The organism is Streptomyces sp. NPDC007025, from assembly GCF_042869455.1.
Classification (GTDB): domain Bacteria; phylum Actinomycetota; class Actinomycetes; order Streptomycetales; family Streptomycetaceae; genus Streptomyces.
Map to the genome: position 1 here is coordinate 320,185 of NZ_JBIAFT010000010.1, position 20,649 is coordinate 340,833.

21 protein-coding genes are annotated in these 20,649 nt (G+C 72.7%); 12 read left to right on the forward strand and 9 right to left on the reverse strand.

All coding sequences use genetic code 11. The features are described from left to right. Window positions 1-197: 197 nt before the first annotated feature. Both ACFYMO_RS21430 and ACFYMO_RS21435 read left to right on the forward strand, forming a co-directional pair. The gene (locus tag ACFYMO_RS21430) at window positions 198-1,295 is read left to right on the forward strand and encodes a M4 family metallopeptidase (protein ID WP_388548127.1); all 1,098 of its coding nucleotides are present in this window, start codon (window positions 198-200) and stop codon (window positions 1,293-1,295) included. Between the two features lie 86 nt (window positions 1,296-1,381). Beyond that, on the forward strand, window positions 1,382-1,660 hold the full coding sequence (locus tag ACFYMO_RS21435) for a protealysin inhibitor emfourin (RefSeq protein ID WP_019356120.1): 279 nt from the start codon (window positions 1,382-1,384) through the stop codon (window positions 1,658-1,660). 67 nt (window positions 1,661-1,727) lie between these two features. Here ACFYMO_RS21435 and ACFYMO_RS21440 read toward each other — a convergent pair whose 3' ends face one another. Further along, window positions 1,728-2,534, reverse strand: coding sequence for an HAD family acid phosphatase (locus ACFYMO_RS21440; protein ID WP_366774770.1), 807 nt, complete (start codon window positions 2,532-2,534; stop codon window positions 1,728-1,730). A gap of 279 nt (window positions 2,535-2,813) precedes the next feature. On the opposite strand from ACFYMO_RS21440, the gene ACFYMO_RS21445 reads away from it, so the two are divergent. After that, on the forward strand, window positions 2,814-4,046 hold the full coding sequence (locus ACFYMO_RS21445) for a carbohydrate kinase family protein (RefSeq protein WP_388548131.1): 1,233 nt from the start codon (window positions 2,814-2,816) through the stop codon (window positions 4,044-4,046). A gap of 206 nt (window positions 4,047-4,252) precedes the next feature. Here ACFYMO_RS21445 and ACFYMO_RS21450 read toward each other — a convergent pair whose 3' ends face one another. Genes ACFYMO_RS21450 through ACFYMO_RS21460 form a run of 3 tightly spaced genes read right to left on the reverse strand, consistent with a single transcriptional unit; the run spans window position 4,253 to window position 6,690 of the window. Next, window positions 4,253-5,041, reverse strand: coding sequence for an ABC transporter permease (locus ACFYMO_RS21450; protein WP_366774769.1), 789 nt, complete (start codon window positions 5,039-5,041; stop codon window positions 4,253-4,255). Then, window positions 5,038-6,003: an ATP-binding cassette domain-containing protein gene (locus ACFYMO_RS21455; RefSeq protein WP_366774768.1), complete on the reverse strand. Its 966-nt coding sequence runs from the start codon at window positions 6,001-6,003 to the stop codon at window positions 5,038-5,040. The genes ACFYMO_RS21450 and ACFYMO_RS21455 overlap by 4 nt, the downstream gene beginning before the upstream one ends. A 27-nt stretch (window positions 6,004-6,030) precedes the next feature. Beyond that, the gene (locus ACFYMO_RS21460; RefSeq protein WP_366774767.1) at window positions 6,031-6,690 is read right to left on the reverse strand and encodes a DUF4097 family beta strand repeat-containing protein; all 660 of its coding nucleotides are present in this window, start codon (window positions 6,688-6,690) and stop codon (window positions 6,031-6,033) included. Between the two features lie 229 nt (window positions 6,691-6,919). On the opposite strand from ACFYMO_RS21460, the gene ACFYMO_RS21465 reads away from it, so the two are divergent. The 6 genes from ACFYMO_RS21465 (at window position 6,920) to ACFYMO_RS21490 (ending at window position 13,267) form a co-directional block, all read left to right on the forward strand. After that, entirely contained in the window at window positions 6,920-7,696 is a 777-nt protein-coding gene (locus ACFYMO_RS21465) for a helix-turn-helix domain-containing protein (RefSeq protein ID WP_366774766.1), read from the forward strand. Window positions 7,697-8,005: 309 nt separating this feature from the next. Continuing rightward, window positions 8,006-10,099 carry a PhoH family protein gene (locus ACFYMO_RS21470; protein WP_388548174.1) on the forward strand — a complete coding sequence of 698 codons (2,094 nt, stop codon included), beginning with the start codon at window positions 8,006-8,008 and terminating at the stop codon, window positions 10,097-10,099. Window positions 10,100-10,111: 12 nt separating this feature from the next. Beyond that, entirely contained in the window at window positions 10,112-10,612 is a 501-nt protein-coding gene (ybeY, locus tag ACFYMO_RS21475) for an rRNA maturation RNase YbeY (protein WP_366774764.1), read from the forward strand. After that, a complete protein-coding gene (locus tag ACFYMO_RS21480; RefSeq protein WP_366774763.1) occupies window positions 10,609-11,946 on the forward strand; it encodes a hemolysin family protein in 1,338 nt (445 codons plus the stop codon). Before ybeY ends, ACFYMO_RS21480 begins: the two co-directional genes overlap by 4 nt. Window positions 11,947-11,984: 38 nt before the next feature. Further along, on the forward strand, window positions 11,985-12,347 hold the full coding sequence (locus ACFYMO_RS21485) for an MmcQ/YjbR family DNA-binding protein (RefSeq protein ID WP_366774762.1): 363 nt from the start codon (window positions 11,985-11,987) through the stop codon (window positions 12,345-12,347). Window positions 12,348-12,451: 104 nt separating this feature from the next. Continuing rightward, window positions 12,452-13,267 (forward strand): hypothetical protein, encoded by an 816-nt coding sequence (locus tag ACFYMO_RS21490; RefSeq protein WP_366774761.1) that lies wholly within the window; start codon window positions 12,452-12,454, stop codon window positions 13,265-13,267. A gap of 23 nt (window positions 13,268-13,290) precedes the next feature. Here the strand turns inward: ACFYMO_RS21490 and ACFYMO_RS21495 are convergent, their stop codons facing one another. Further along, window positions 13,291-14,772 (reverse strand): MFS transporter, encoded by a 1,482-nt coding sequence (locus ACFYMO_RS21495; protein ID WP_366774760.1) that lies wholly within the window; start codon window positions 14,770-14,772, stop codon window positions 13,291-13,293. A 141-nt stretch (window positions 14,773-14,913) separates the two neighbouring features. Here ACFYMO_RS21495 and ACFYMO_RS21500 point away from each other — a divergent pair, with 141 nt between their 5' ends. From ACFYMO_RS21500 to era, 3 genes are all read left to right on the forward strand, one after another. After that, a complete protein-coding gene (locus tag ACFYMO_RS21500) occupies window positions 14,914-15,738 on the forward strand; it encodes a helix-turn-helix transcriptional regulator (protein WP_366774759.1) in 825 nt (274 codons plus the stop codon). A 31-nt stretch (window positions 15,739-15,769) separates the two neighbouring features. Next, window positions 15,770-16,141 (forward strand): hypothetical protein, encoded by a 372-nt coding sequence (locus ACFYMO_RS21505; RefSeq protein WP_019358182.1) that lies wholly within the window; start codon window positions 15,770-15,772, stop codon window positions 16,139-16,141. Window positions 16,142-16,228: 87 nt separating this feature from the next. Beyond that, window positions 16,229-17,200 carry a GTPase Era gene (gene era / locus ACFYMO_RS21510; RefSeq protein WP_366774758.1) on the forward strand — a complete coding sequence of 324 codons (972 nt, stop codon included), beginning with the start codon at window positions 16,229-16,231 and terminating at the stop codon, window positions 17,198-17,200. A gap of 57 nt (window positions 17,201-17,257) precedes the next feature. Here era and ACFYMO_RS21515 read toward each other — a convergent pair whose 3' ends face one another. Genes ACFYMO_RS21515 through ACFYMO_RS21530 form a run of 4 tightly spaced genes read right to left on the reverse strand, consistent with a single transcriptional unit; the run spans window position 17,258 to window position 20,503 of the window. Continuing rightward, entirely contained in the window at window positions 17,258-18,232 is a 975-nt protein-coding gene (locus ACFYMO_RS21515) for a ribonuclease Z (RefSeq protein ID WP_366774757.1), read from the reverse strand. Window positions 18,233-18,246: 14 nt separating this feature from the next. Beyond that, window positions 18,247-18,630 (reverse strand): histidine triad nucleotide-binding protein, encoded by a 384-nt coding sequence (locus tag ACFYMO_RS21520; RefSeq protein WP_074998670.1) that lies wholly within the window; start codon window positions 18,628-18,630, stop codon window positions 18,247-18,249. Between the two features lie 53 nt (window positions 18,631-18,683). Then, window positions 18,684-19,421 carry a 16S rRNA (uracil(1498)-N(3))-methyltransferase gene (locus ACFYMO_RS21525; protein WP_366774756.1) on the reverse strand — a complete coding sequence of 246 codons (738 nt, stop codon included), beginning with the start codon at window positions 19,419-19,421 and terminating at the stop codon, window positions 18,684-18,686. Then, a complete protein-coding gene (locus ACFYMO_RS21530; RefSeq protein ID WP_366774755.1) occupies window positions 19,418-20,503 on the reverse strand; it encodes a nitronate monooxygenase in 1,086 nt (361 codons plus the stop codon). Before ACFYMO_RS21530 ends, ACFYMO_RS21525 begins: the two co-directional genes overlap by 4 nt. Between the last annotated feature and the right edge of the window lie 146 nt (window positions 20,504-20,649).

Genomic DNA, 20,649 nt, shown 5'->3' on the forward strand with positions numbered 1-20,649 from the left:
TATCCGTGGGGCGTATCAGCATGCGGGATGCCGGACGGCGGGGGGCCGCCGGAGCGCGCCGCGGGGACCCGCACGGGAGCAGGCGGGGCAGCGCACCGGGCGAACCTGGACGAAGCGGCGCCGCGTGCAACACCGGTTTGTGCGAATCAGCGCCGCAACCGGTGACAGTTCGGTGACTCAGTGCCACATTGCTGTGTATGAACGCACCTCGCGCGCACTCATCGCAGACCCATCCCGTCTTCTGCACGATCGTGCCCCCGCACCTCCTCGACCAGGTGTCCAGGAACAGCGACGATCTTCTCTCCCGGCCCGCGCGGCGCACTCTGGAGCAGGACGCCACCCAGCGAACCCGACGCCAGATCACTACTGTGCGTCACGGCCTGCTCGCGGGGGCACCGGTCGCACCGGACATCGATCCCGCCGAGCGCACCCCGCAGCGCACCATCTCCGACGCGGACAACAGGGAGCGGCTGCCCGGCGAGGAGGTCCGCGCCGAGGGCAGCGAGCCCGTCCAGGACGCCTCGGTCAACCGGGCCTACGCCGGTCTGGGCGCCACCTTCGAGCTGTATCTGAGCGTCTACGACCGCTACTCCATCGACGGGGCCGGGCTGCCCCTGGACGCGACGGTGCACTACGGCGAGGAGTACGCCAACGCCTTCTGGGACGGCGAGCGGATGGTCTTCGGCGACGGCGACGGGGAGATCTTCCGCGACTTCACCCTGCCGGTGGACGTCATCGGGCACGAGCTGACCCACGGCGTGACGCAGTACAGCGCCAACCTGGAGTACTACGGCCAGTCCGGGGCGCTCAACGAGTCGGTCTCCGACGTCTTCGGCGCCCTGATCAAGCAGCACAGCCTGGGCCAGAGCGCGCAGGAGGCCGACTGGCTGATCGGCTCCGGGCTGTTCACCGACCGGGTGGAGGGCGCGGCGCTGCGCTCCATGAAGGCGCCCGGCACGGCCTACGACGACGACGTGCTCGGCAAGGACCCGCAGCCGGCGACCATGGAGGACTACGTCTCCACCGGCGCCGACAACGGCGGGGTGCACATCAACTCCGGCATTCCCAATCACGCCTTCTACCGGCTCGCCGTGGACCTGGGCGGCAACGCCTGGGAGCGCGCGGGTCAGATCTGGTACGACACCCTCACGGGTGGTTCGCTGCAGCCGGACTCGGACTTCGCCGCGTTCGCCGTGGCGACCACCGAGGCCGCCGCGGCCCGCTACGGCGACGGCAGCGACGAGCACGAGGCGGTGCGCAAGTGCTGGTCCGAGGTGGGTGTGACGACAGAGTGACCCCGGCGGCAGCCGGCTGACACCGTCCGCCCGAACCCGCCCGTCCGGCCCTTACCGTGCGGCCGCCGGGCGGGGAGGATGGAGCCATGCGTATCACTGTCATCCGCACAGGCGGCTTCGCCGGGCTCACCCGTCGGGCCACCGTCGAGACCGCCGACCGGCCCGACGCCGAGGAACTCGCGCAGCTCGCCGACCAAGCGGTGCGCGAGGGCCTCAGCGAGGCGCCGACGGGCGTGCCCGACGGGTTCCACTACGAGGTCGATGTGGCGACCGATCAGTCGGCCGCCTCCGCTCACTTCGCCGACCCCAAGCTCACCGAGGCGCAGTCGGCACTGGTGAGAAAGGTGCTCAAGGAGGGCGCGTGAGCGGCCCGGTCACGCGCGGGTCCGGCCGCCCCTGCCCGGGCTCCGGCCCCGCACGGGCCGGGTCCCGTCAGGGCAGGTAGTACATGGGGTTGGGCATCTTGACCGTGCGGCCGGAGTGTCCGCCCTTGAGGTCGCTGTACTGGTCGCCGAAGTTGGCGAGGATGTCGTAGCCCTGCGCCTCGATGTGCTTGCGGGTGCCCGACTTGTACTCGATCGTCGTGCACTCGCTGCCGCACTTGAGGTAGGGCGGCGGGTTCTCCTCGTCCTTGAGGAAGAAGTGCTTCTTGTCGACCGGGGTGCGGTAGCCGGCCGTCTTGAGGTTCCGGACGCTCCAGTCGCGCTGGTACTCCTTGCGTCCGGTCACCAGGAAGACGGTGATGCCCTTGCCGTGCGCCCAGTTGACGAGCTTGCGCATGCCGAAGACCGGGTCCATGTCCGTGGTCCGCAGATAGTCGTCCTGCGCCTGCGGTGTGTAGTGGTAGCCGATCCGCCGCTCGAAGTTGTAGGTGAGCAGGGTGGTGTCGTCCACGTCGACGACGAGGGCCGGCTTGTCGCCGGAGCCGTGCCGGGATCCGTGCCCGTCGTACCGGCGCAGGTCCCGGGTGAGGTCCTTGCGGGCCTTCGCGGCGATGCGGCGGGTCTGCTCGGCGTAGTTGCTGCGGGGCGAGGCGTGGTGCTCGCCGTCCGGGGTCTCGATGTCGCCGTAGTACGCCTCGATCTTCGTCTTCACCTGGTCGAGGTTGGGGATCTCCTTGTCGGTCCTGGGCACGGCGTGCTCTGCCGTGGCCTGGCCGACGCCGAAGAAGGCCGTGCCCGCGACGGCGGCGACGGCGACGGCGACGAGCGGCAGAACGGAACGGAGAGGTCGGGGCATTGCACGGCTCCTCGCGGCGAGTTGGCAGGGGCATGAGAACTCGGGGAACGTAGCAGTGCGCCCGGCACCTCATCTACGCGCGGAGATTCAATGCTTCGCAAAACCTGCCCGCGGCACCGGCGCACAAGCCCCGCGGCGGACCGCTCCCGGCGAGGACACCGGTCCGGGCCCGGGAGGCACTATGGTCGGGGGCGAACCGCAGGCCCGGTCCGCCGTACCGGGCGTCCCCGCAGGCCGGGGCAGCGGCAGCACTCGACGGGCATCGACGGGGAAGGCACGGTGAGCACGGTGAGCACGCGCGGGAGCCCCGGGGCCGGTCCGCCCCTGCCCGGCCGGGCGGGACCCGGCCTCGTCCACCCGGTCCGCCCGCACCCCTCGCACGGGCACTCCCGGCAGCCGCACCGCGCCGCCCTCTCCCGCCCGCTCTTCGATCCGCTGGCCGCCGTCCGCCCCTCCGACGCACCGCGCTGGGACGTCTATCTGACCGGCACCGTCTTCCTGGACATCATCTTCACCGGGCTCGACTCCGCGCCGGTGCGCGGCACCGAGTCCTGGGCCCGCGGCATGGGCTCGTCGCCCGGCGGCATCGCCAACATGGCGACGGCGCTCGCCCGGCTGGGGCTGCGCACCTCGCTGGCCGCCGCGTTCGGCGACGACATGTACGGCGACTACTGCCGGGAGGAACTGGAGGCGGGTGAAGGCATCGACCTGTCGCTGTCGCACACCGTCCCCGGCTGGCACTCTCCCGTCACCGTCTCGATGGCGTACGAGGGCGAGCGCACGATGATCTCGCACGGCCACGAGGCACCGCCGAAGAGCGCCGCGACCGCCTACGATCCGGACGCGCCCGAGTGCCCGCCCCCGGCCACCGCGTGCGTCTCCTCGCTGGTGCCGGGCCGCCCTCAGGAGTGGATCGGGACCGCCGCGCGGCGGGGCAGCCGCATCTTCGCCGATGTCGGCTGGGACGAGACCGGCCGCTGGGACCCGGCGGCGCTGGCCGAACTGCCGGACTGCGAGGCGTTCCTGCCCAACGCGGCCGAGGCGATGCGCTACACCCGCACCGAGACCCCGCAGGCCGCCGCGCACGCCCTGGCCGAGCACGTACCGGTGGCCGTGGTGACGATGGGAGCGGACGGCGCCTACGCGGTGGACGCGCGCAGCGGGGAGACGGCCACCGTGCCGGCGATCACCGTGGAGGCGCTGGACACCACCGGCGCCGGGGACGTGTTCGTGGCCGGGTTCGTCACCGGGAGCCTCGCCGGGTGGCCGCTGGCCGACCGACTCGCCTTCGCCGGGCTGACCGCCGCGCTGTCCGTCCAGGAGTTCGGCGGCTCGCTGTCGGCACCCGGCTGGCCCGAGATCGCCGCCTGGTGGCGCCGGGTGGGCTGCCAGGAGGCCGACTGCGGCCACTACGCCTTCCTGGACCGCATCCTCACCGACTGCGCGGCCTCGGCGCCTCCGCGGCGCGCCGTCCCCACGCTCGGGTTCCGCCGCACCGCCGACGACGGCTGAGGCCGGCGACCGGCGGCGGCGCTCGCCCGCCGCCCTACGGGCCGCGCGGTGGTGCGGCGGGCCGCCCCCGCCCCCGGCACACCGACGGGGCGGCGCCCGCGGCGTGTTGCCGGTGGGCGCCGCCCCGGGTGGGACGCGGTGGGTGAGGTGCGGGAAGACCCGGGAAGACCGGGACATCCGGGAGGTGGCCCGCGGCTGCACGCGGGCTACTCGGGGTCCCGCCTGAAGGCCGAGGTGGACCAGCGGTAGCCGAGGGCGCCGAGCACCAGGCACCAGGCGAGCGCCAGCCACCCGTTGTGGCCGATCTCGGTGCCGAGCAGCAGCCCGCGCAGGGTCTCGATGGCCGGGGTGAAGGGCTGGTACTCGGCGATCGGCTGGAACCAGCCCGGCATCGATTCGATCGGTGTGAAGGCGCTGGAGATGAGCGGCAGCAGGAACAGCGGAACCGCCATGTTGCTGGCGGCCTCCGCGTTCGGGCTGGCCGTGCCCATCCCGACCGCGATCCAGGTGACGGCCGCGGCGAACAGTGTCAGGAAGCCGAACGCGGCCAGCCATTCCAGGACGGTGGCGTCCGTGGAGCGGAAGCCGATGGCCACGCCGACGGCACCGACCAGCACGACGCTGGCGATCGACTGGATCACGCTGCCGACGACGTGCCCGATGAGCATGGACCCGCGGTGGATGGCCATGGTGCGGAAGCGGGCGACGATGCCCTCGGACATGTCGGTGGCCACGGAGACCGCGGCGCCGACGACGGTGCTGCCGATGGTCATCAGCAGGATGCCCGGGACGATGTAGGCGAGGTAGGCGGAGCGGTCGGCGCCGCCGGCGATCCCGGCGCTCATCGCGTCCCCGAAGATGTAGACGAACAGGAGCAGCAGCATCACCGGGGTGAGCAGCAGGTTGAGCGTCAGCGACGGGTAGCGGCGCACGTGCAGCAGGTTGCGGCGCAGCATGGTGGACGAGTCGCGTAGGGCGAGGGTGAGTGCGCTCATCGCGCTGCCTCCTCGGTCTGGTGGGTCTGGGCGGGCACGGTGGTGGAGCCGGTCAGGGCGAAGAACACGTCGTCGAGGTCGGGGGTGTGCACGGTCAGCTCGTCGGCCTCGACACCGGCCGAGTCCAGCCAGTCCAGGAGGGAGCGCAGCTCGCGCTGGCTGCCGTCGCTGGGGATCTGCAGCGCCAGCGCCTCGTCGTCCCGGACCGTCTCGCGCAGCGCGGCGGCCGCCGACCGGTAGGCCGCCGGGTCGGTGAAGCGGAGCCGGATGTGTCCGCCGGGGATGAGCCGCTTGAGTTCCTCCGCGCTCCCTTCGGCGGCGAGCGTGCCGTTGTCGAGCACCGCGATCCGGTCGGCGAGTTCGTCGGCCTCCTCCAGGTACTGGGTGGTGAGGAAGACCGTCACCCCGTCGGAGACGAGTTCGCGGATGATCTGCCACATGGTGTGGCGGCTGCGCGGGTCGAGGCCGGTGGTCGGCTCGTCGAGGAAGATGATCCGCGGGCCGCCCACCAGGGTCATGGCGATGTCCAGGCGGCGCTTCATGCCGCCGGAGTAGCCGGCCGCGGGCTTCTTCGCGGCCTCCACCAGGTCGAAACGCTCCAGCAATTCGTCGACCGTCCGGCGGCCCTCCCGCTTGGCGAGGTGGTGCAGGTCCGCCATCAGGAGCATGTTCTCCTCGCCGGTGATCAGCCCGTCGACCGCGGAGAACTGCCCGGTGACCCCGATCGCGGCACGCACCGCCTGCGGTTCGGCGGCCAGGTCGTGGCCGCCGACGCGCAGCTCGCCGCCGTCCGGAGCGACGAGGGTGGAGAGGATCTTGACGGCGGTGGTCTTGCCGGCGCCGTTCGGTCCGAGCAGGGAGAAGACCGTTCCGGTGGGCACCGACAGGTCGATGCCGTCGAGCACGACCTTGTCGCCGTAGGACTTGCGCAGCCCCTTCGCCGCGATGGCCAAGCTGGTCATGACAGGTGCTCCTTCGAAAGCTGCGGTTCAGAGGCTGCGGGCGGCGATGGCGCCCTGGGAGGTGGTCGCGTGGATGTCGAGCTCGGTGGTGCCGTCGTTCTTGAGGGAGTTGCTGACGCTGCCCCGGGAGGTGGCCTCCAGCGCGGCCGAGACGCCGGTGGCGGCGCCGACCGAGATGTCGCCCTGCCGGGTGCGGAGCACGACCTTGCCGCGTGCGGCCTCGGCGATCCGGATGTCGCCTCTCGCGGTGCTGATCTCCGCGGGGCCGCCCAGCCGGCCGATCTCGACGTCGCCGTCGACCGCGGTGAGGCGGACCGCCGCCGCTTCGTCGATCTTGATCCGGCGGTAGGCGCCGTCGAAGTCGATGTCGCCCAGCCGGCCGACGGCGCGGAACTCGGTGCTCGCCGCCCTCGCCTCGACCCGGGACCCGGCGGGCAGTCGGACCGTGACCTCGACGGACCCGGAGGGGCCGAAATACTGCTTCTCGTCCGGGAGCCCGATCCGCAGGACGCCGTCGGCGTACTCGGTCGTGGCCCGCTCCGCGGCCTGCACGTCGCGGCTCTTCGAGGCGTTCGAGGGGCGGATCTCGACCACGGTGTCGACGCGGTCGGCGGCGATGATCTGGACGCGTCCGGCGGGGACGGCCAGGACGGCGGCGATCGGGGCGGGGGTGTCGAAGGTCTGCATCGTGCTCTCCTTGCTGGTCGCTCTGTTTCGAATAATGGAAAAGCTACGTTGCATTCACGGATCCCACAACGCTTTTTTCTTTCTGAAAACATAAACATGCAGTTCAGATGGGTAAAATCGTTGCGGCGACCCTGAAAGGTAACGCAACGAGGCCCGATGGCGCGTTGCAATGAAATGAAAGTGAACGCTATCCTGGGGGCTACGCACGCACGACACGGAGGAGGCAGCGATGCCGGGAGGCAGACTCACCCGCAAGGACCGCCAGCAGATCGCACAGGGGCTGGCCGACGGCCTCCCCTACGCCGAGATCGGCCGGCAGCTGGAGCGTCCGACCTCGACGATCACGCGGGAGGTGCTGCGCAACGGAGGCCCTTCCGACTACCGCGCGGAGCCCGCGCACCGGGCCACCGAGCGCCGCGCCCAGCGCCGCAGTACCGGCACCTCCCGGCAGCCGCAGCCGGTCGCCCAGCCGCACGGACGCGACCCCGAGGCCGTGGCAGAGTACGAGGAGCGGTGCACCGACGTGCTGATGCAGTCGGGGCTGTCCAACCGGATGATGGCGCGGATACTGGTCTGCCTCCTGACCGCCGACTCCGGCAGCATGACCGCGGCCGAGCTGGTACGGCGCCTCCAGGTCAGCCCGGCCTCCGTCTCCAAGTCCGTCGCCTTCCTGGAGAGCCAGTCCCTGATCCGCAGGGAGCGCGACGAGCGCCGCCGCGAGCGCTACATCGTCGACGAGAGCCTCTGGTACCAGTCGATGGCCGCCAGCGTCCGGGCCCTGGAACAGCAGGTCGAGATCTCCCGGCGGGGCGTCGAGGTCCTCGGCTCCGGAACCCCGGCCGCCGTCCGCCTGGAGAACACCGCCCGCTTCCTCGACTTCGTCGCCGAGAGCCTCGCCCGCGCCATGGAGCAGGCCCGCGACGTACTGCACACGGAATCCGCGCCCGCCTCGCACCCGGCTCCCCCTCCGGAGGGCGCCGCCGCACCGCCCGCGGACCGCGGCTGAGCGCGACGTGGGGGCGTGGGCGCCGGGTCCGCCCGGCCCCCGGCACCGGCCGGCCCTCTCGTCCGCGCGGGCTCCGCGGACCGCGCGGGAGGGCTTCGCGCGCCGCCGGACACCGGGGGTGCCCTCACCTGCGCGCGGGAAAACCGGCCGCCCCCGCCCGCGGGGGCGTCGTACCCTGGAGCCGTAGTGGAAGAACGCCGCAGTGAGGGAGATGAGCAGGCCCAGAGGCCGCCCATGACGCAGACAACCCCATCCCAGGCCGGATCCGGGCAGGAGACAGCCCGCTTCACCGTGCCGCCCACGCACCCCATGGTGACGGTGCTGGGTTCAGGCGACTCCCTGCTGCGCGTGATCGAGAACGCGTTCCCCGGTACGGACATCCACGTCCGGGGCAACGAGATCAGCGCGACCGGCAACGCCGTGGAGGTCGCCCTGGTCCAGCGCCTTTTCGACGAGATGATGCAGGTGCTGCGCACCGGTCAGCCGATGACGGAGGACGCCGTGGAGCGCTCGATCTCCATGCTGCGCGCGCAGGAGAACGGCACGGGTGCCGTCGACGAGACGCCCGCCGAGGTGCTCACCCAGAACATCCTCTCCAACCGCGGCCGCACGATCCGTCCCAAGACGCTCAACCAGAAGCGCTACGTGGACGCGATCGACTCGCACACCGTCGTCTTCGGCATCGGCCCGGCCGGCACCGGCAAGACGTATCTGGCCATGGCCAAGGCGGTGCAGGCGCTGCAGGCCAAGCAGGTCACCCGGATCATCCTGACCCGGCCGGCGGTCGAGGCGGGCGAGCGGCTCGGCTTCCTGCCCGGCACGCTCTACGAGAAGATCGACCCGTATCTGCGGCCGCTCTACGACGCGCTGCACGACATGCTCGACCCCGACTCGATCCCCCGCCTGATGGCGGCAGGGACGATCGAGGTGGCGCCGCTGGCGTATATGCGCGGCCGTGCGATGCCAACGTTCACGCAGGTCATGACGCCGGACGGCTGGCGGCCCATCGGTGACCTCGCCGTCGGTGACCTGGTGATCGGTTCCAACGGCGAGCCGACACCCGTCCTCGGCGTCTACCCGCAGGGCGAGAAGGACGTCTACCGCGTCACAGCCCAGGACGGCGCCTGGACTCTGGCCTGCGGCGAACACCTGTGGACGGTCCGTACCGCTTCGGACAAGCGCCGCAACAAGCCGTGGCGGGTCATGGAGACCCAAGAGATGATCGGCAACCTCCGGGCGGCGCACGCCCGCCGGTATGAGCTGCCGATGCTCACCGCACCGGTCTGTCACCCGGCGTGCGAGGTCCCGATGGACCCGTACGCGCTCGGGCTGCTACTCGGAGACGGCTGTATCACGGGGAAGACAACCCCGTCGTTCGCCACCGCGGACCCGGAACTCGTAACCGCCCTGGAGGGCGCGCTGCCCGGCACCACCATGCGGCACAAGGGCGGCGTGGACCACGTGCTCAACCGTGTACGACGCCCGGGCGAGTCCGTGCGAACGGAGAATCCGGTCACCGGGGCGCTGCGAACGCTCGATCTGCTCGGCACGCGCTCGCACACAAAGCTCGTCCCGGACGTATACCTCCACAACTCGGCCGAGGTCCGGACCGCCCTCCTGCAGGGGCTGTTGGACGCGGACGGCGGACCCGTCACACAGCCCGACCGCACCTGCCGCATCCAGTTCTCGACGACATCGATTCTTCTGCGGGACGACGTGATCGCACTCGTCCAGTCGCTGGGCGGGACGGCTTACGCACGGCGACGGCCGGCTGCGGGACGCAACCGCAGTACAGCCCGGGCTGCCCACCGGCACGACTCCCACGTCCTCGACATCCGCCTCCCCGAAGGCATCGAGCCCTTCCGCCTGGCCCGCAAGCGCGACACGTACCACGCGGCTGGAGGCGGCGGCCGCCCCATGCGGTTCGTCGACTCCATCGAACCCGCAGGCCGCGAGGAGTGCGTGTGCATCCAGGTGGCGGCCGAGGACTCGCTCTACGTCACTCAGGACTACCTGCTCACGCACAACACCCTGAACGACGCGTTCATCATCCTGGACGAGGCGCAGAACACCAACCCCGAGCAGATGAAGATGTTCCTCACCCGGCTCGGCTTCGACTCGAAGATCGTGATCACGGGCGACGTCACCCAGATCGACCTGCCCGGCGGGACGAAGAGCGGGCTGCGCCAGGTGCGGGACATCCTGCAGGGCGTCGAAGACGTCCACTTCTCGCAGTTGACCAGCACCGACGTCGTCCGGCACAAGCTGGTGGGCCGTATCGTCGACGCGTACGAGCGCTACGACGACGCCCGGCAGCAGGCCGGGGCCGGCCCGGCCCCGGCAGAGGGCGACACCGCGGCCCCGCAGCCGAACGCGAACCGCGGCCACCGCAAGAGGAAGTAACCGGCACCCACCATGTCGATCGACGTCAACAACGAGTCCGGCCACCGGGTCGACGAGGAGGCGGTGCTCGACATCGCCCGCTACGCGCTGACCCGGATGCGCATCCATCCGCTCTCCGAACTGTCGGTGATCGCCGTCGACGCGGGCACCATCGAGCAGTTGCACCGGCAGTGGATGGATCTGCCGGGGCCCACGGACGTGATGTCCTTCCCGATGGACGAGCTGCGCCCGCCCGCCCGGGACGAGGAGGAGCCCCCGCAGGGCCTCCTCGGTGACATCGTGCTGTGCCCGGAGGTCGCCGAGAAGCAGGGCGCCGACGCGCCGACGCGGCACTCCATGGACGAGGAACTGCAACTGCTCACCGTGCACGGGGTGCTGCACCTGCTGGGCTACGACCACGAGGAGCCCGGGGAGCGGGCCGAGATGTTCGGTCTGCAGTCCGCGATCGTCGACGGCTGGCGCGCCGAGCGCGGCCTGTCCGGGCCCTCACCGGCCCCGACGACGACCTCGTGAGCACGCCCCTGGTCGCCGCCGCCGTCCTGCTGGTCGTCGTGGCCTGGCTGGCGGCGTGCGCCGAGGCGGGACTGGCACGTACGACCAGCTACCGGGCCGAGGAGGCGGTGCGCCAGGGCAGGCGCGGCGGCGCGAAGCTGGCCGCGGTGGCCGCCGACCCGACGCGCTACCTCAACCTGGCCCTGCTGCTGCGGGTGGCCTGCGAGGTGGCCGCGGGCGCCCTGGTGACCTACGCGTGCCTGCGGGCCGTCGAGGGGACCTGGCAGGCGCTGGCCGTCGCCATCGGGGTGATGGTCTTCGTCAGCTACGTCGCCATCGGGGTCTCGCCGCGCACCATCGGCCGCCAGCATCCGCTGAACACGGCGACGGCCGCGTCGTATGTGCTGCTGCCGCTGGCGCGCATCCTGGGCCCGGTACCGCAGTTGCTGATCCTGCTCGGCAACGCGCTCACCCCGGGCAAGGGCTTCCGCAAGGGACCGTTCGCCAGCGAGGCGGAGCTGCGCGCGATGGTGGACCTCGCCGAACAGGAGTCGCTGATCGAGGCCGAGGAGCGGAAGATGGTGCACTCCGTCTTCCAGCTCGGCGACCGGCTGGTGCGCGAGGTGATGGTGCCGCGCACCGACCTGATCACGATCGAGCGGTTCAAGACCATCCGGCAGGCGCTCACCCTGGCGCTGCGTTCGGGGTTCTCACGGATCCCGGTCGTCGGCGAGAGCGAGGACGACGTGGTGGGCATCGTCTACCTCAAGGACCTGGCGCGGAAGGTGCACATCAGCCGGGACGCGGAGACCGAACTGGTCTCCACCGCGATGCGGCCCGCGACCTTCGTCCCCGACACCAAGAACGCGGGCGACCTGCTGCGGGAGATGCAGCAGGACCGGATCCACGTCTCCGTGGTGATCGACGAGTACGGCGGAACGGCCGGGATCGTCACCATCGAGGACATCCTGGAGGAGATCGTCGGCGAGATCGCCGACGAGTACGACCGCGAACTGCCGCCGGTCGAGGAGTTGGGCGAGGACCGCTACCGGGTCACCGCCCGCCTGGACATCGGTGACCTGGGAGAGCTGTACGGGCTGACGGGCCTGGACGACGAGGACGTGGAGACGGTGGGCGGGCTGCTGGCCAAGTCACTGGGCCGGGTGCCGATCGCCGGTGCGGCCAGCACCGTCGACGTCACCGAGGACCACTCCGACCCCGCTCTGACGGGGCTGCGGCTGACGGCCGAGTCCCCGGCCGGGCGCCGCAACAAGATCGTGACGGTGCTCGTCGAGCCGGTCCGCGACCCGGTGCACACGGACGCCGAGGAGAGCACCGCGCTCAGCGAGGGCTGACGGCCGGGGCGCGGGCGGCGCGCCCCTACGCTGAGGCCATGACGCCGGACGAACTCAGAGCCTGCTGCCTGGAGCAGAGCGGGGCGTGGGAGGACCACCCCTTCCCGGGGAACCCGGGCCTGTCCACCTTCAAGGTCGGCGCGAAGATCTTCGCCTTCAGCGGGCTGGACGAGGACCCGCTCCGGGTGAGCCTCAAGTGCGATCCGGAGATCGCGGTGCGGCTGCGCGCCTCCACTCCGGCGGTGCGCCCGGGCGTGCATCTCAACAAGCGCCACTGGAACACCGTCGAGCTGGACGGGAGCCTCCCGGACCGGAGCGTGCGGGAAATGATCGAGGACTCCTACGACCTGGTGGTGGCCGGACTGCCGCGCTGGGAGCGGCTGCGACTGGGCCGGGACTGACGCTCCCCGGAGCGGCGCCGCGGTCACCTGTTCGGCGCCGCCGGGTCGCGCCCGGGGGCCGGTGCTGGTGGGTTGGAGAGCAGGCCGTCCCGAAAGGCGCTCCCATGCCCGCTGCACGCTGCTCCCGCCTCGCCGCCACCGCCGTCGCCGTCGCCGTGCTGTCCCTGGCGGGCTGCGGCGGGGACGGTGCCGCGGAGTCGGCCGAGACCTCCTCGCCCTCGCCGCCGCCCTCGAAGTCCGGCGCCACCCCGACCGGTTCGCCCTCGGAGGTGGCCGGGCCGCTCAGCGAACAGCAGGCCCGTGCCGCGCTGCTGGCCGAGGGCAACCTGCCCGCCGGATGGCAGCACGCGGACCTGGCCGACGCCGCACCCGTGGGGGCCGCCCCCGAGGAGCTGCGGACCGACGACCGCAACTGCCGGCGGCTGTTCGACGTGCTCCGCGGCGACGCTGCCGAGCACGAGGCACGGACCGCCGCGTCCCGCGGCTACCGCGGGAGCGCGGACGGCCCGTACCTCTCCAGCGAGGTCGCCTCCTACGACAGCGAGGACGGCGACGGCTCGAAGCGGGCGCTGAGCACCTTCCGGAGTGTGCGGGCGAGCTGCCGGACGTTCACCGCCGAGAACGACGCGGTCACCGTCGACTTCACCGTCTCCCCGCTGAAGGCCGGGCCGGGCGGCGACAGCGCGTGCGCCCGGCTGCGCGGCACCGCCCGGGGCGGCCCGGCCGACGGACAGCAGCTCACCCTCGACCTGGTGCTGTCGCGGGTGAAGCAGTCCACGACCGGGGTGGCCCTGCTCTCCGTCGGCGACGGCGACACCGGGCTCGCCCGCCGCGCGGCCGAGGCGGCCGCCGAGCGGCTGACGGAGGTGACGGCCGGACGCACGCCCAGCCCGACCGTCCCGCCCGAGCAGGACGACTGAGCGTTCGCAGCGGGCGGGCCCGGTCAGGCCGTCTCCCGCCGGGCGCGTGAGGCCCGTGCGCCGCCCAGCACGAAGGCCACCAGCGCTCCGACGGCCAGCAGGACGACGGCGTCGGCGGCGAGGCCCAGCTTGATGCCGCCCAGCGCGGCCTCGGCAGCGGGCGTACCCGCGTCCCGCAGCGCCGCGGCCCGGCCGACCGACAGCGCGCTCAGCAGCGGGATGCCGAGCGCCAGCCCGAGCTGCATGGCGCTGGTGACCAGGGCGGTGGCCCGGCCCTGGTCCGCGTCGTCCAGGCCCGAGGTGGCGGTGACGCCGTAGGTGACGACGGCCACCAGATGCAGTCCGCTGGCCAGCGAGATGGCGCTCACCACCAGCCACAGCCCGCGCTCGGTGCCCAGACCCAGCAGCGCGGCCGTCAGCACGCCCTGGCCGAGCAGCCCGAGTGCGAGGGTGCGCGGCGCGCCGAGCCTGCGGGCCAGCCGGGGCGCGAGGGCGCCGCCCGCGACGGAGGCGAGGCCCTGCACACCGAAGACGAGCCCGGAGACCAGCGGGGAGACGTCCAGCAGTTCCTGCAGGTAGAGCGTCATCAGGAAGACCACGGCGGTCATCATGGAGACGGTGGCGAGCCCGGCGAGGTTGCCGAAGGCGACAGTGGGGCGCCGCAGCAGCGACAGCGGCAGCAGCGGCTCGGCGCTGCGCGCCTCCACCCGGACGAACAGCACCAGCAGCAGCACGCCGGCGACGATCGCGCCCAGCACGTCCGGGCGGTCGAAGCCCTCCTCGGCTGCGGTGGACAGCCCGTAGACGACACCGAACAGCCCGCCGGTCACGGTCAGCGCACCGGGTACGTCCAGCCGGGTGCGCGCGCCCCGGCTCTCGGTCAACAGCCGGGGCGCCACCAGCAGCACCAGGAGGCCGCCGACACCGAGCAGGCCCATGGTGGAGCGCCAGCCGAGCGTGTCGGTCAGCACCCCGCCGACGACCATGCCGACGGTGAAACCCAGCGCCATCAGCGAACCGTTGATGCTCAGCGCCTTGGTGCGTTTGGGCCCCTCGGCGAACGAGGTGGTGATCAGGGCCATCCCGGTGGGGACCAGCGCGGCGGCGCCCAGCCCCTGCAGCGCGCGGCCCGCGAGGAACAACGGTGCGGCCGGCGCGAGGGCCGCCAGCACCGAGGCGCCGGTGAAGAGTGCCAGGCCGGTCAGGAAGGTGCGGCGGCGCCCGAGCTGGTCTCCCAGCCGCCCGAAGAGCAGCAGGAAGCTGCCGGTGGGCAGTGCGAAGGCGGTCACGGCCCACTGCAGCCCGGCCTCCCCCAGTCCCAGGTCCGGCCCGAGGACGGGCAGGGCGACGTTCAGGACGGAGAAGTCGAGCGCGACGAGGAACTGCGAGGCGCAGAGCACCACCAGCAGCAGGATCTCGCGCGGGGTGAAGTGGTGGGCGGCGGGCGGGGAGACCGGTGCGGACGCGGGTGCGGCCGTCTCCGGTGCAGAAGCGGTCGTTGGCATGATCACAGCCTGCTGGCGCGGAACAGACCGTGGGGAGCTGCTGTTTATGGTGGTGGTCGCACCACCACTCAGGGAGGGGAACAGGTGGCCAGTGCTGGAGGGAGCCGGCCGGAGAGACTCCGGCGCGGCCAGGAGTTGCGCATGTTCCTGCGCTCGCGCAGAGCCCGGGTCTCGCCCGCCGAGTCGGGGCTGCCCGACGGCGGTCCCCGGCGCCGGACGCCGGGACTGCGCCGGGAGGAGGTGGCGGTCCTCGCCGGGGTGGGCGCCTCCTGGTACCAGTGGCTGGAGCAGGGCCGGGACATCACCGTCTCGCCGCAGGTCCTCGACGCGGTGGCGCGGGTGCTGCGGATGAGCCCCGCCGAGCGGCGGCACCTGTATGTGCTGGCCGGACTCAACCCGCCGCTGCCCGAGTCGGAGTACGACCCCGACTACCTGTGCGCGGGGATGCAACGGCTGATGGACAGCTGGATGCCGTATCCCGCGCACATCATGGACCCGTACTTCAGCGCCGTCGGGCTCAACGCCTCGGCGCAACTGGTGATGGGCATGAACGCGCAGGAGAACTGCATCATCAACTTCTTCTGCGACGAGCGGTACCGGGCCCGCGCGGTCAGCTGGGAGCAGAACGCACCGGGTGTGGTGGCCGAACTGCGCGCCTCGCTGGCCGAGTGGCCCGCGGACGAGGGCTTCCAGCTGCTGCTGGCCGACCTGCTGGCGGGCAGCGCGGAGTTCCGGGCGCTGTGGGAGCTGGGCGATGTGTGCCGCCCCGGCCAGCGCGTCAAGGAGCTGGACCATCCGGCTGTGGGCGCGCTGCACTTCGAGTCGACGACGCTCCAGGTGCCGGCCCGCCCCGATCTGCGGCTCATCCTGCACAACCCGATCCCCGGCACCGGCACGGCCGAGAAGCTGCAGCGGCTGGCCGAGCCGGAGGCGCGCCGCGCGGCGCTCCGGCAGGTCGCGGGATGAGGCGGCCGTCGGAGCGCCGCGGACAGCGCATATGCTCGCCGTCATGAGCGACCAGAGCACCGCGGGGCCGACCCCGGAGGACCGCAAGATCGTCACCCTGGCGCGCAGCGCCCGCGCCCGCAACGCCGTCCCGGAGGGCGCCGCCGTCCGGGACGAGACGGGCCGCACCTACGTCGCCGGGTCGGTGGCGCTGCCCTCGCTGCGGCTGTCGGCCCTGCGCACGGCCGTGGCCATGGCGGTGGCCTCGGGCGCCACGTCCCTGGAGGCAGCGGCCGTGGTCTCGGAAGCGGCCCAGGTCCCGGCCGAGGACCTGGCGACCGTGCGCGACCTGGGCGGACCGGCCACCCCGGTGCTGCTCGCCGGCCCGGACGGCGAGGTGCGCTCGACGGTGCCGGCGGGCTGAGCCGCCGGACGGCCCCCGCTGCCGCCGGTCCCCGGGACGGGACCTCGGCGGCCGGGGCCGCACCGTCCATCAGGGACAATGGTCGTCATGAACGCATCCTCCGCCACCACCGGCGACCCCGAAGGCCGCACCCAGGGCGAGGCACCGCACCGCTCGGGCTTCGCCTGCTTCGTCGGCCGCCCGAACGCGGGCAAGTCGACGCTGACCAACGCGCTGGTGGGCACGAAGGTCGCGATCACCTCCACCCGGCCGCAGACGACCCGGCACACGGTGCGCGGCATCGTGCACCGACCCGAGGCGCAGCTCGTCCTGGTGGACACCCCCGGCCTGCACAAGCCCCGCACCCTGCTCGGCGAGCGCCTCAACGACGTGGTGCGCACCACCTGGGCGGAGGTCGACGTCATCGGCTTCTGCGTACCGGCCGACCAGAAGATCGGCCCCGGCGACCGGTTCATCGCGGCCGAGCTGGCCGAGCTGAAGAAGCGCACCCCCAAGGTCGCGGTGGTCACCAAGACCGACCTGGTCTCCCAGGAGGCACTTGCCCGGCAGCTGCTCGCCGTCGACCAGCTCGGGCGGGAGCTGGGCATCGAGTGGGCGGAGATCGTCCCGGTCTCCGGCACCGAGGGCTCCCAGGTGGACCTGCTGGCCGACCTGCTGGTGCCGCTGCTGCCCGAGGGGCCGCCGCTCTACCCGGACGGGGACCTGACGGACGAGCCGGAGCAGGTCATGGTCGCCGAGCTGATCCGCGAGGCGGCGCTGGAGGGCGTACGGGACGAGCTGCCGCACTCGATCGCGGTGGTGGTCGAGGAGATGGTGCCCCGCGAGGACCGGCCCGCCGACCGGCCGCTGCTCGACGTCCACGCCAACATCTTCCTGGAGCGGCCCAGCCAGAAGGGCATCGTCATCGGTCCCAAGGGCAAGCGCCTCAAGGAGGTCGGCAGCACCTCGCGCCGGCACATCGAGGCCCTGCTGGGCACTCCCGTCTATCTCGATCTGCACGTCAAGGTCGCCAAGGACTGGCAGCGCGACCCCAAACAGCTGCGCAGGCTCGGCTTCTGACCGCGCGCCGGACATGCCGCGCAGGTACCGGCCCGGGCCCCTCGGAGCCCGCTCCCCTCAGCCGCGCGGGGGCACGGGGATGCGCATCAGGTCGTGCGCCGCGGTCAGTTCGCCCCGGAACCCGGCCGCGCGGGCCTCGGCTGCGAACAGCGCGGTGTCCTGGTAGCGCTGCGAGAAGTGCGTGAGCACCAGGTGGCGCACGCCCGCCTCGGCCGCCACCCGGCCCGCCTGGAAGGCCGTCAGATGGCCGGAGACCTCCGCCAGTTCCGTCTCGGCCCGCAGAAAGGTCGACTCGATCACGAGCAGGTCGCAGCCCTCGGCCAGTTCCCGCACCCCGTCGCAGAGCCGGGTGTCCATGACGAAGGCGAAGCGCTGTCCGCGGCGCGGCACACTGACCTCCTCCAGCCGCACCCCCCGCAGCTCCCCCTCCCGCTGGAGGCGGCCCACGTCCGGGCCGCGGATCCCCCGCTCGGCCAGCCGCCCGGGCAGCATCCGCCGCGTGTCGGGCTCCGTGAGCCGGTAGCCGAAGGTGTCGATGCGGTGCGAGAGCCGGCGCGCCTCCAGGGTGAAGGGCATCTCCGGCTGCCGCGCACCGCCCTCTTCCGGGATCCGCTCCCGGCCCGCGGCCGTCAGGTGCCGCCCGGATGCGGCCACCAGGACGCCGGGCTCCGTCACGGGTGCCTCCCGCAGCCGGAGGGTGTCGTGGAACGGGGTGGCGTGCCGCAGCCGCTCGAAGTACCGCTGCCCGCTCGCCGGGTAGTGGGCCGTCACCTCGTGCGGCACCCCGTCGAGGCTCATGTGCTGGAGGACGCCGGGCAGACCGAGGGTGTGGTCGCCGTGGAAGTGCGTCAGGCAGATCCGGGTCAGATCGTGCGCCGCGACGGTGGTGTGCAGCATCTGCCGCTGGGTGCCCTCACCCGGGTCGAACAGGATGCCCTCGCCGTCCCACAGCAGGACGTACCCGTTGTGGTTGCGCTGCCGGGTGGGCACCTGGCTGGCGGTGCCCAGGACGACCAGTTCGCGCGCCGACACCGCTCCTCAGCACCTCATCCGGGGGGCCATTCGAGACCGCGGCCGCCGAGCACGTGCGCGTGCGCGTGGAAGACCGTCTGACCGGCCCCGGACCCGGTGTTGAAGACCACCCGGTACCCGGTGCCCGGCCCGCCGTCCGGTACGGCGATCCGCTCCAGCGCCGCCACCTCCCCGGCCTCCCGCACCACGTCGGCGATCAGCTCCGGGGAGGCCGCCGCGAGGGACGCCGCGTCCGGATAGTGCGCCTTCGGGATCACCAGCACATGGGTGGGCGCCTGCGGGTTGATGTCGCGGAAGGCGACGGTCGTGTCGGTCTCCCGCACCAGCGTCGCGGGCACCTCACCTGCGACGATCTTGCAGAACAGGCAGTCCTGCTGCGGTTCTCCGTTGGAAGCCATGCCGGGATGCTACCCGAGGGACGGCGCTGCCCCGGGTGTCCGGACGAGGTCCCTCACCCCCACCGCCCGCACCGGGCGAGCAGCACCGCGGTGGCCGCCGTACCGGCCGTGGAGGTCCGCAGCACACTCGGCCCGAGCCGCAGCGGTGCGGCCCCGGCCCGCGCGAAGACCTCCAGCTCCTCCGGCGCGACCCCGCCCTCGGGACCGACCACCAGCACGATCTCCCCCGCCTCCGGCAGAGCCGCCGAGGCCAGCGGCGTGCTGCCCTCCTCGTGCAGCACGGCGGCGAAGTCGGCGGACTCCAGCAGCGCGGCGACCTCACGGGTGGCGGCCAACTCGGCCACCTCGGGGAACCGCAGCCGCCGGGCCTGCTTGCCCGCCTCGCGCGCCGTGTTCCGCCACTTCGCGAGCGACTTGGCCGCCCGCTCCCCCTTCCACCGGGTCACCGCGCGGGACGCCGCCCACGGCACCACGGCGTCCACCCCCGTCTCCGTCATCGTCTCCACGGCCAACTCCCCGCGGTCTCCCTTGGGCAGCGCCTGGACGACGGTGATCCGGGGGCGGGGCGCGGGCTCGGTGCGCACCTCGCGGACGGCGACCTCCAGCCGGTCCTTGCCCTCGGCCGCGGTCACGCTCCCGTACGCACCGGTGCCCGCGCCGTCCGTGAGGACGACCTCCTCACCCGGCCGCAGCCTGCGGACCGAGACCGCGTGCCGCCCCTCCGGACCCTCCAGCACCACCGTGCCGGGCCGCAACAGCCCGGCGTCGGCCAGGAACACCGGCGCGCTCACGATCCCGCCTCCCGCAGCTCGGCACGTGCCTGGTCGCACTCCGCCATCAGCACCTCCACGAGCTGCCCGGCGGGCAACTCCCGGGCCAGCCGGTGCCCCTGGCCCGCCCACAGCGCCATCGCCTGCGCGTCGCCCGCCCTCGCCGCCGCCCGGCGCAGCCCGGCCGTCAGATAATGCACCTGCGGATAGGCGGCGGGTGCGTACGGGCCGTGCTCGCGCACGAAGCGGTTGACCAGCCCCCGCGCCGGACGCCCCGAGAAGGCCCGGGTCAGCTCGGTGCGGGTGAAGAGCGGGTCGGTCAGCGCCCGCTTGTGCAGCGGGTGGGCGCCGGACTCCTCGGTGGCCAGGAACGCGGTGCCCAACTGGGCCGCCACAGCACCCGCCGCGAGCACGGCGGCGATCTGCCGGCCGCGCATCAGCCCGCCCGCGGCCACCAGAGGAAGCTGCACCGCTTCGCCGACCTGCGCGAGCAAGGACAGCAGTCCGATGCCGGCGCTCCCCCGGTCGCCCTGCGGATCGTCCCGGTGCGTGCCCTGGTGGCCGCCCGCCTCGACGCCCTGCACGCACACGGCACGGGCACCGGCCGCCTGCGCCACCCGCGCCTCGGCGACCGAGGTCACGGTGACGACGGTGCAGGTGCCCAGCGCCGCGAACCGCTCCAGCACCCGGCGGGCGGGGCAGCCGAAGTGGAAGGAGACGACCGGCACCGGATCGTCCTGGAGGATCGCGAGCTTCGCCTCGTAGGCATCGCCGGTCTTGCCCTCCGGGTCGCCCAGCTCCGTCTCGAACCAGGCGGCCTCACCCGCGAGCTGCTCGCGGTAGACCTCGACCGCGGCCGGATCGGCGGTGCGGGGCTGCGGCATGAACAGGTTGACGCCGAACGGGCGCCCGGTGAGCTGCCGGAGCTGCCGGATCTCCTCGTACATCGCCTCCGGCGTCTTGTACCCGGCGGCCAGGGAGCCCAGCCCCCCGGCCTCGCACACCGCCGCCACCAGTTCGGGGCGGGAGACCCCGCCCGCCATCGGCGCCTGGATGAGGGGATGCGCAGTCAGCTCGGAGAGCGAAGGCGGCGAGGTGGACATGACCACATCCTGTCACGTCCCCTGTACGGCTCCGGCGCACCGCCCCCGGCCCCCCATTACCTTTTTCGTGGCCCCGCAACGGGGCTCCCGGCCTCTGGAGCTGGCATGACTGTGTCCCCCTGTCGAACGCATGGCCCGGGGGGTGG

Bases quoted from the DNA above. Each gene is read 5' to 3' on its own strand.
- ACFYMO_RS21430 (WP_388548127.1), top strand. From the start codon at position 198: ATGAACGCACCTCGCGCGCACTCATCGCAGACCCATCCCGTCTTCTGC.
- ACFYMO_RS21435 (WP_019356120.1), top strand. From the start codon at position 1,382: ATGCGTATCACTGTCATCCGCACAGGCGGCTTCGCCGGGCTCACCCGT.
- ACFYMO_RS21440 (WP_366774770.1), bottom strand. From the start codon at position 2,534: ATGCCCCGACCTCTCCGTTCCGTTCTGCCGCTCGTCGCCGTCGCCGTC.
- ACFYMO_RS21450 (WP_366774769.1), bottom strand. From the start codon at position 5,041: ATGAGCGCACTCACCCTCGCCCTACGCGACTCGTCCACCATGCTGCGC.
- ACFYMO_RS21455 (WP_366774768.1), bottom strand. From the start codon at position 6,003: ATGACCAGCTTGGCCATCGCGGCGAAGGGGCTGCGCAAGTCCTACGGC.
- ACFYMO_RS21460 (WP_366774767.1), bottom strand. From the start codon at position 6,690: ATGCAGACCTTCGACACCCCCGCCCCGATCGCCGCCGTCCTGGCCGTC.
- ACFYMO_RS21465 (WP_366774766.1), top strand. From the start codon at position 6,920: ATGCCGGGAGGCAGACTCACCCGCAAGGACCGCCAGCAGATCGCACAG.
- ACFYMO_RS21470 (WP_388548174.1), top strand. From the start codon at position 8,006: ATGGTGACGGTGCTGGGTTCAGGCGACTCCCTGCTGCGCGTGATCGAG.
- ybeY (WP_366774764.1), top strand. From the start codon at position 10,112: ATGTCGATCGACGTCAACAACGAGTCCGGCCACCGGGTCGACGAGGAG.
- ACFYMO_RS21485 (WP_366774762.1), top strand. From the start codon at position 11,985: ATGACGCCGGACGAACTCAGAGCCTGCTGCCTGGAGCAGAGCGGGGCG.
- ACFYMO_RS21490 (WP_366774761.1), top strand. From the start codon at position 12,452: ATGCCCGCTGCACGCTGCTCCCGCCTCGCCGCCACCGCCGTCGCCGTC.
- ACFYMO_RS21495 (WP_366774760.1), bottom strand. From the start codon at position 14,772: ATGCCAACGACCGCTTCTGCACCGGAGACGGCCGCACCCGCGTCCGCA.
- ACFYMO_RS21500 (WP_366774759.1), top strand. From the start codon at position 14,914: ATGTTCCTGCGCTCGCGCAGAGCCCGGGTCTCGCCCGCCGAGTCGGGG.
- ACFYMO_RS21505 (WP_019358182.1), top strand. From the start codon at position 15,770: ATGCTCGCCGTCATGAGCGACCAGAGCACCGCGGGGCCGACCCCGGAG.
- era (WP_366774758.1), top strand. From the start codon at position 16,229: ATGAACGCATCCTCCGCCACCACCGGCGACCCCGAAGGCCGCACCCAG.
- ACFYMO_RS21520 (WP_074998670.1), bottom strand. From the start codon at position 18,630: ATGGCTTCCAACGGAGAACCGCAGCAGGACTGCCTGTTCTGCAAGATC.
- ACFYMO_RS21530 (WP_366774755.1), bottom strand. From the start codon at position 20,503: ATGTCCACCTCGCCGCCTTCGCTCTCCGAGCTGACTGCGCATCCCCTC.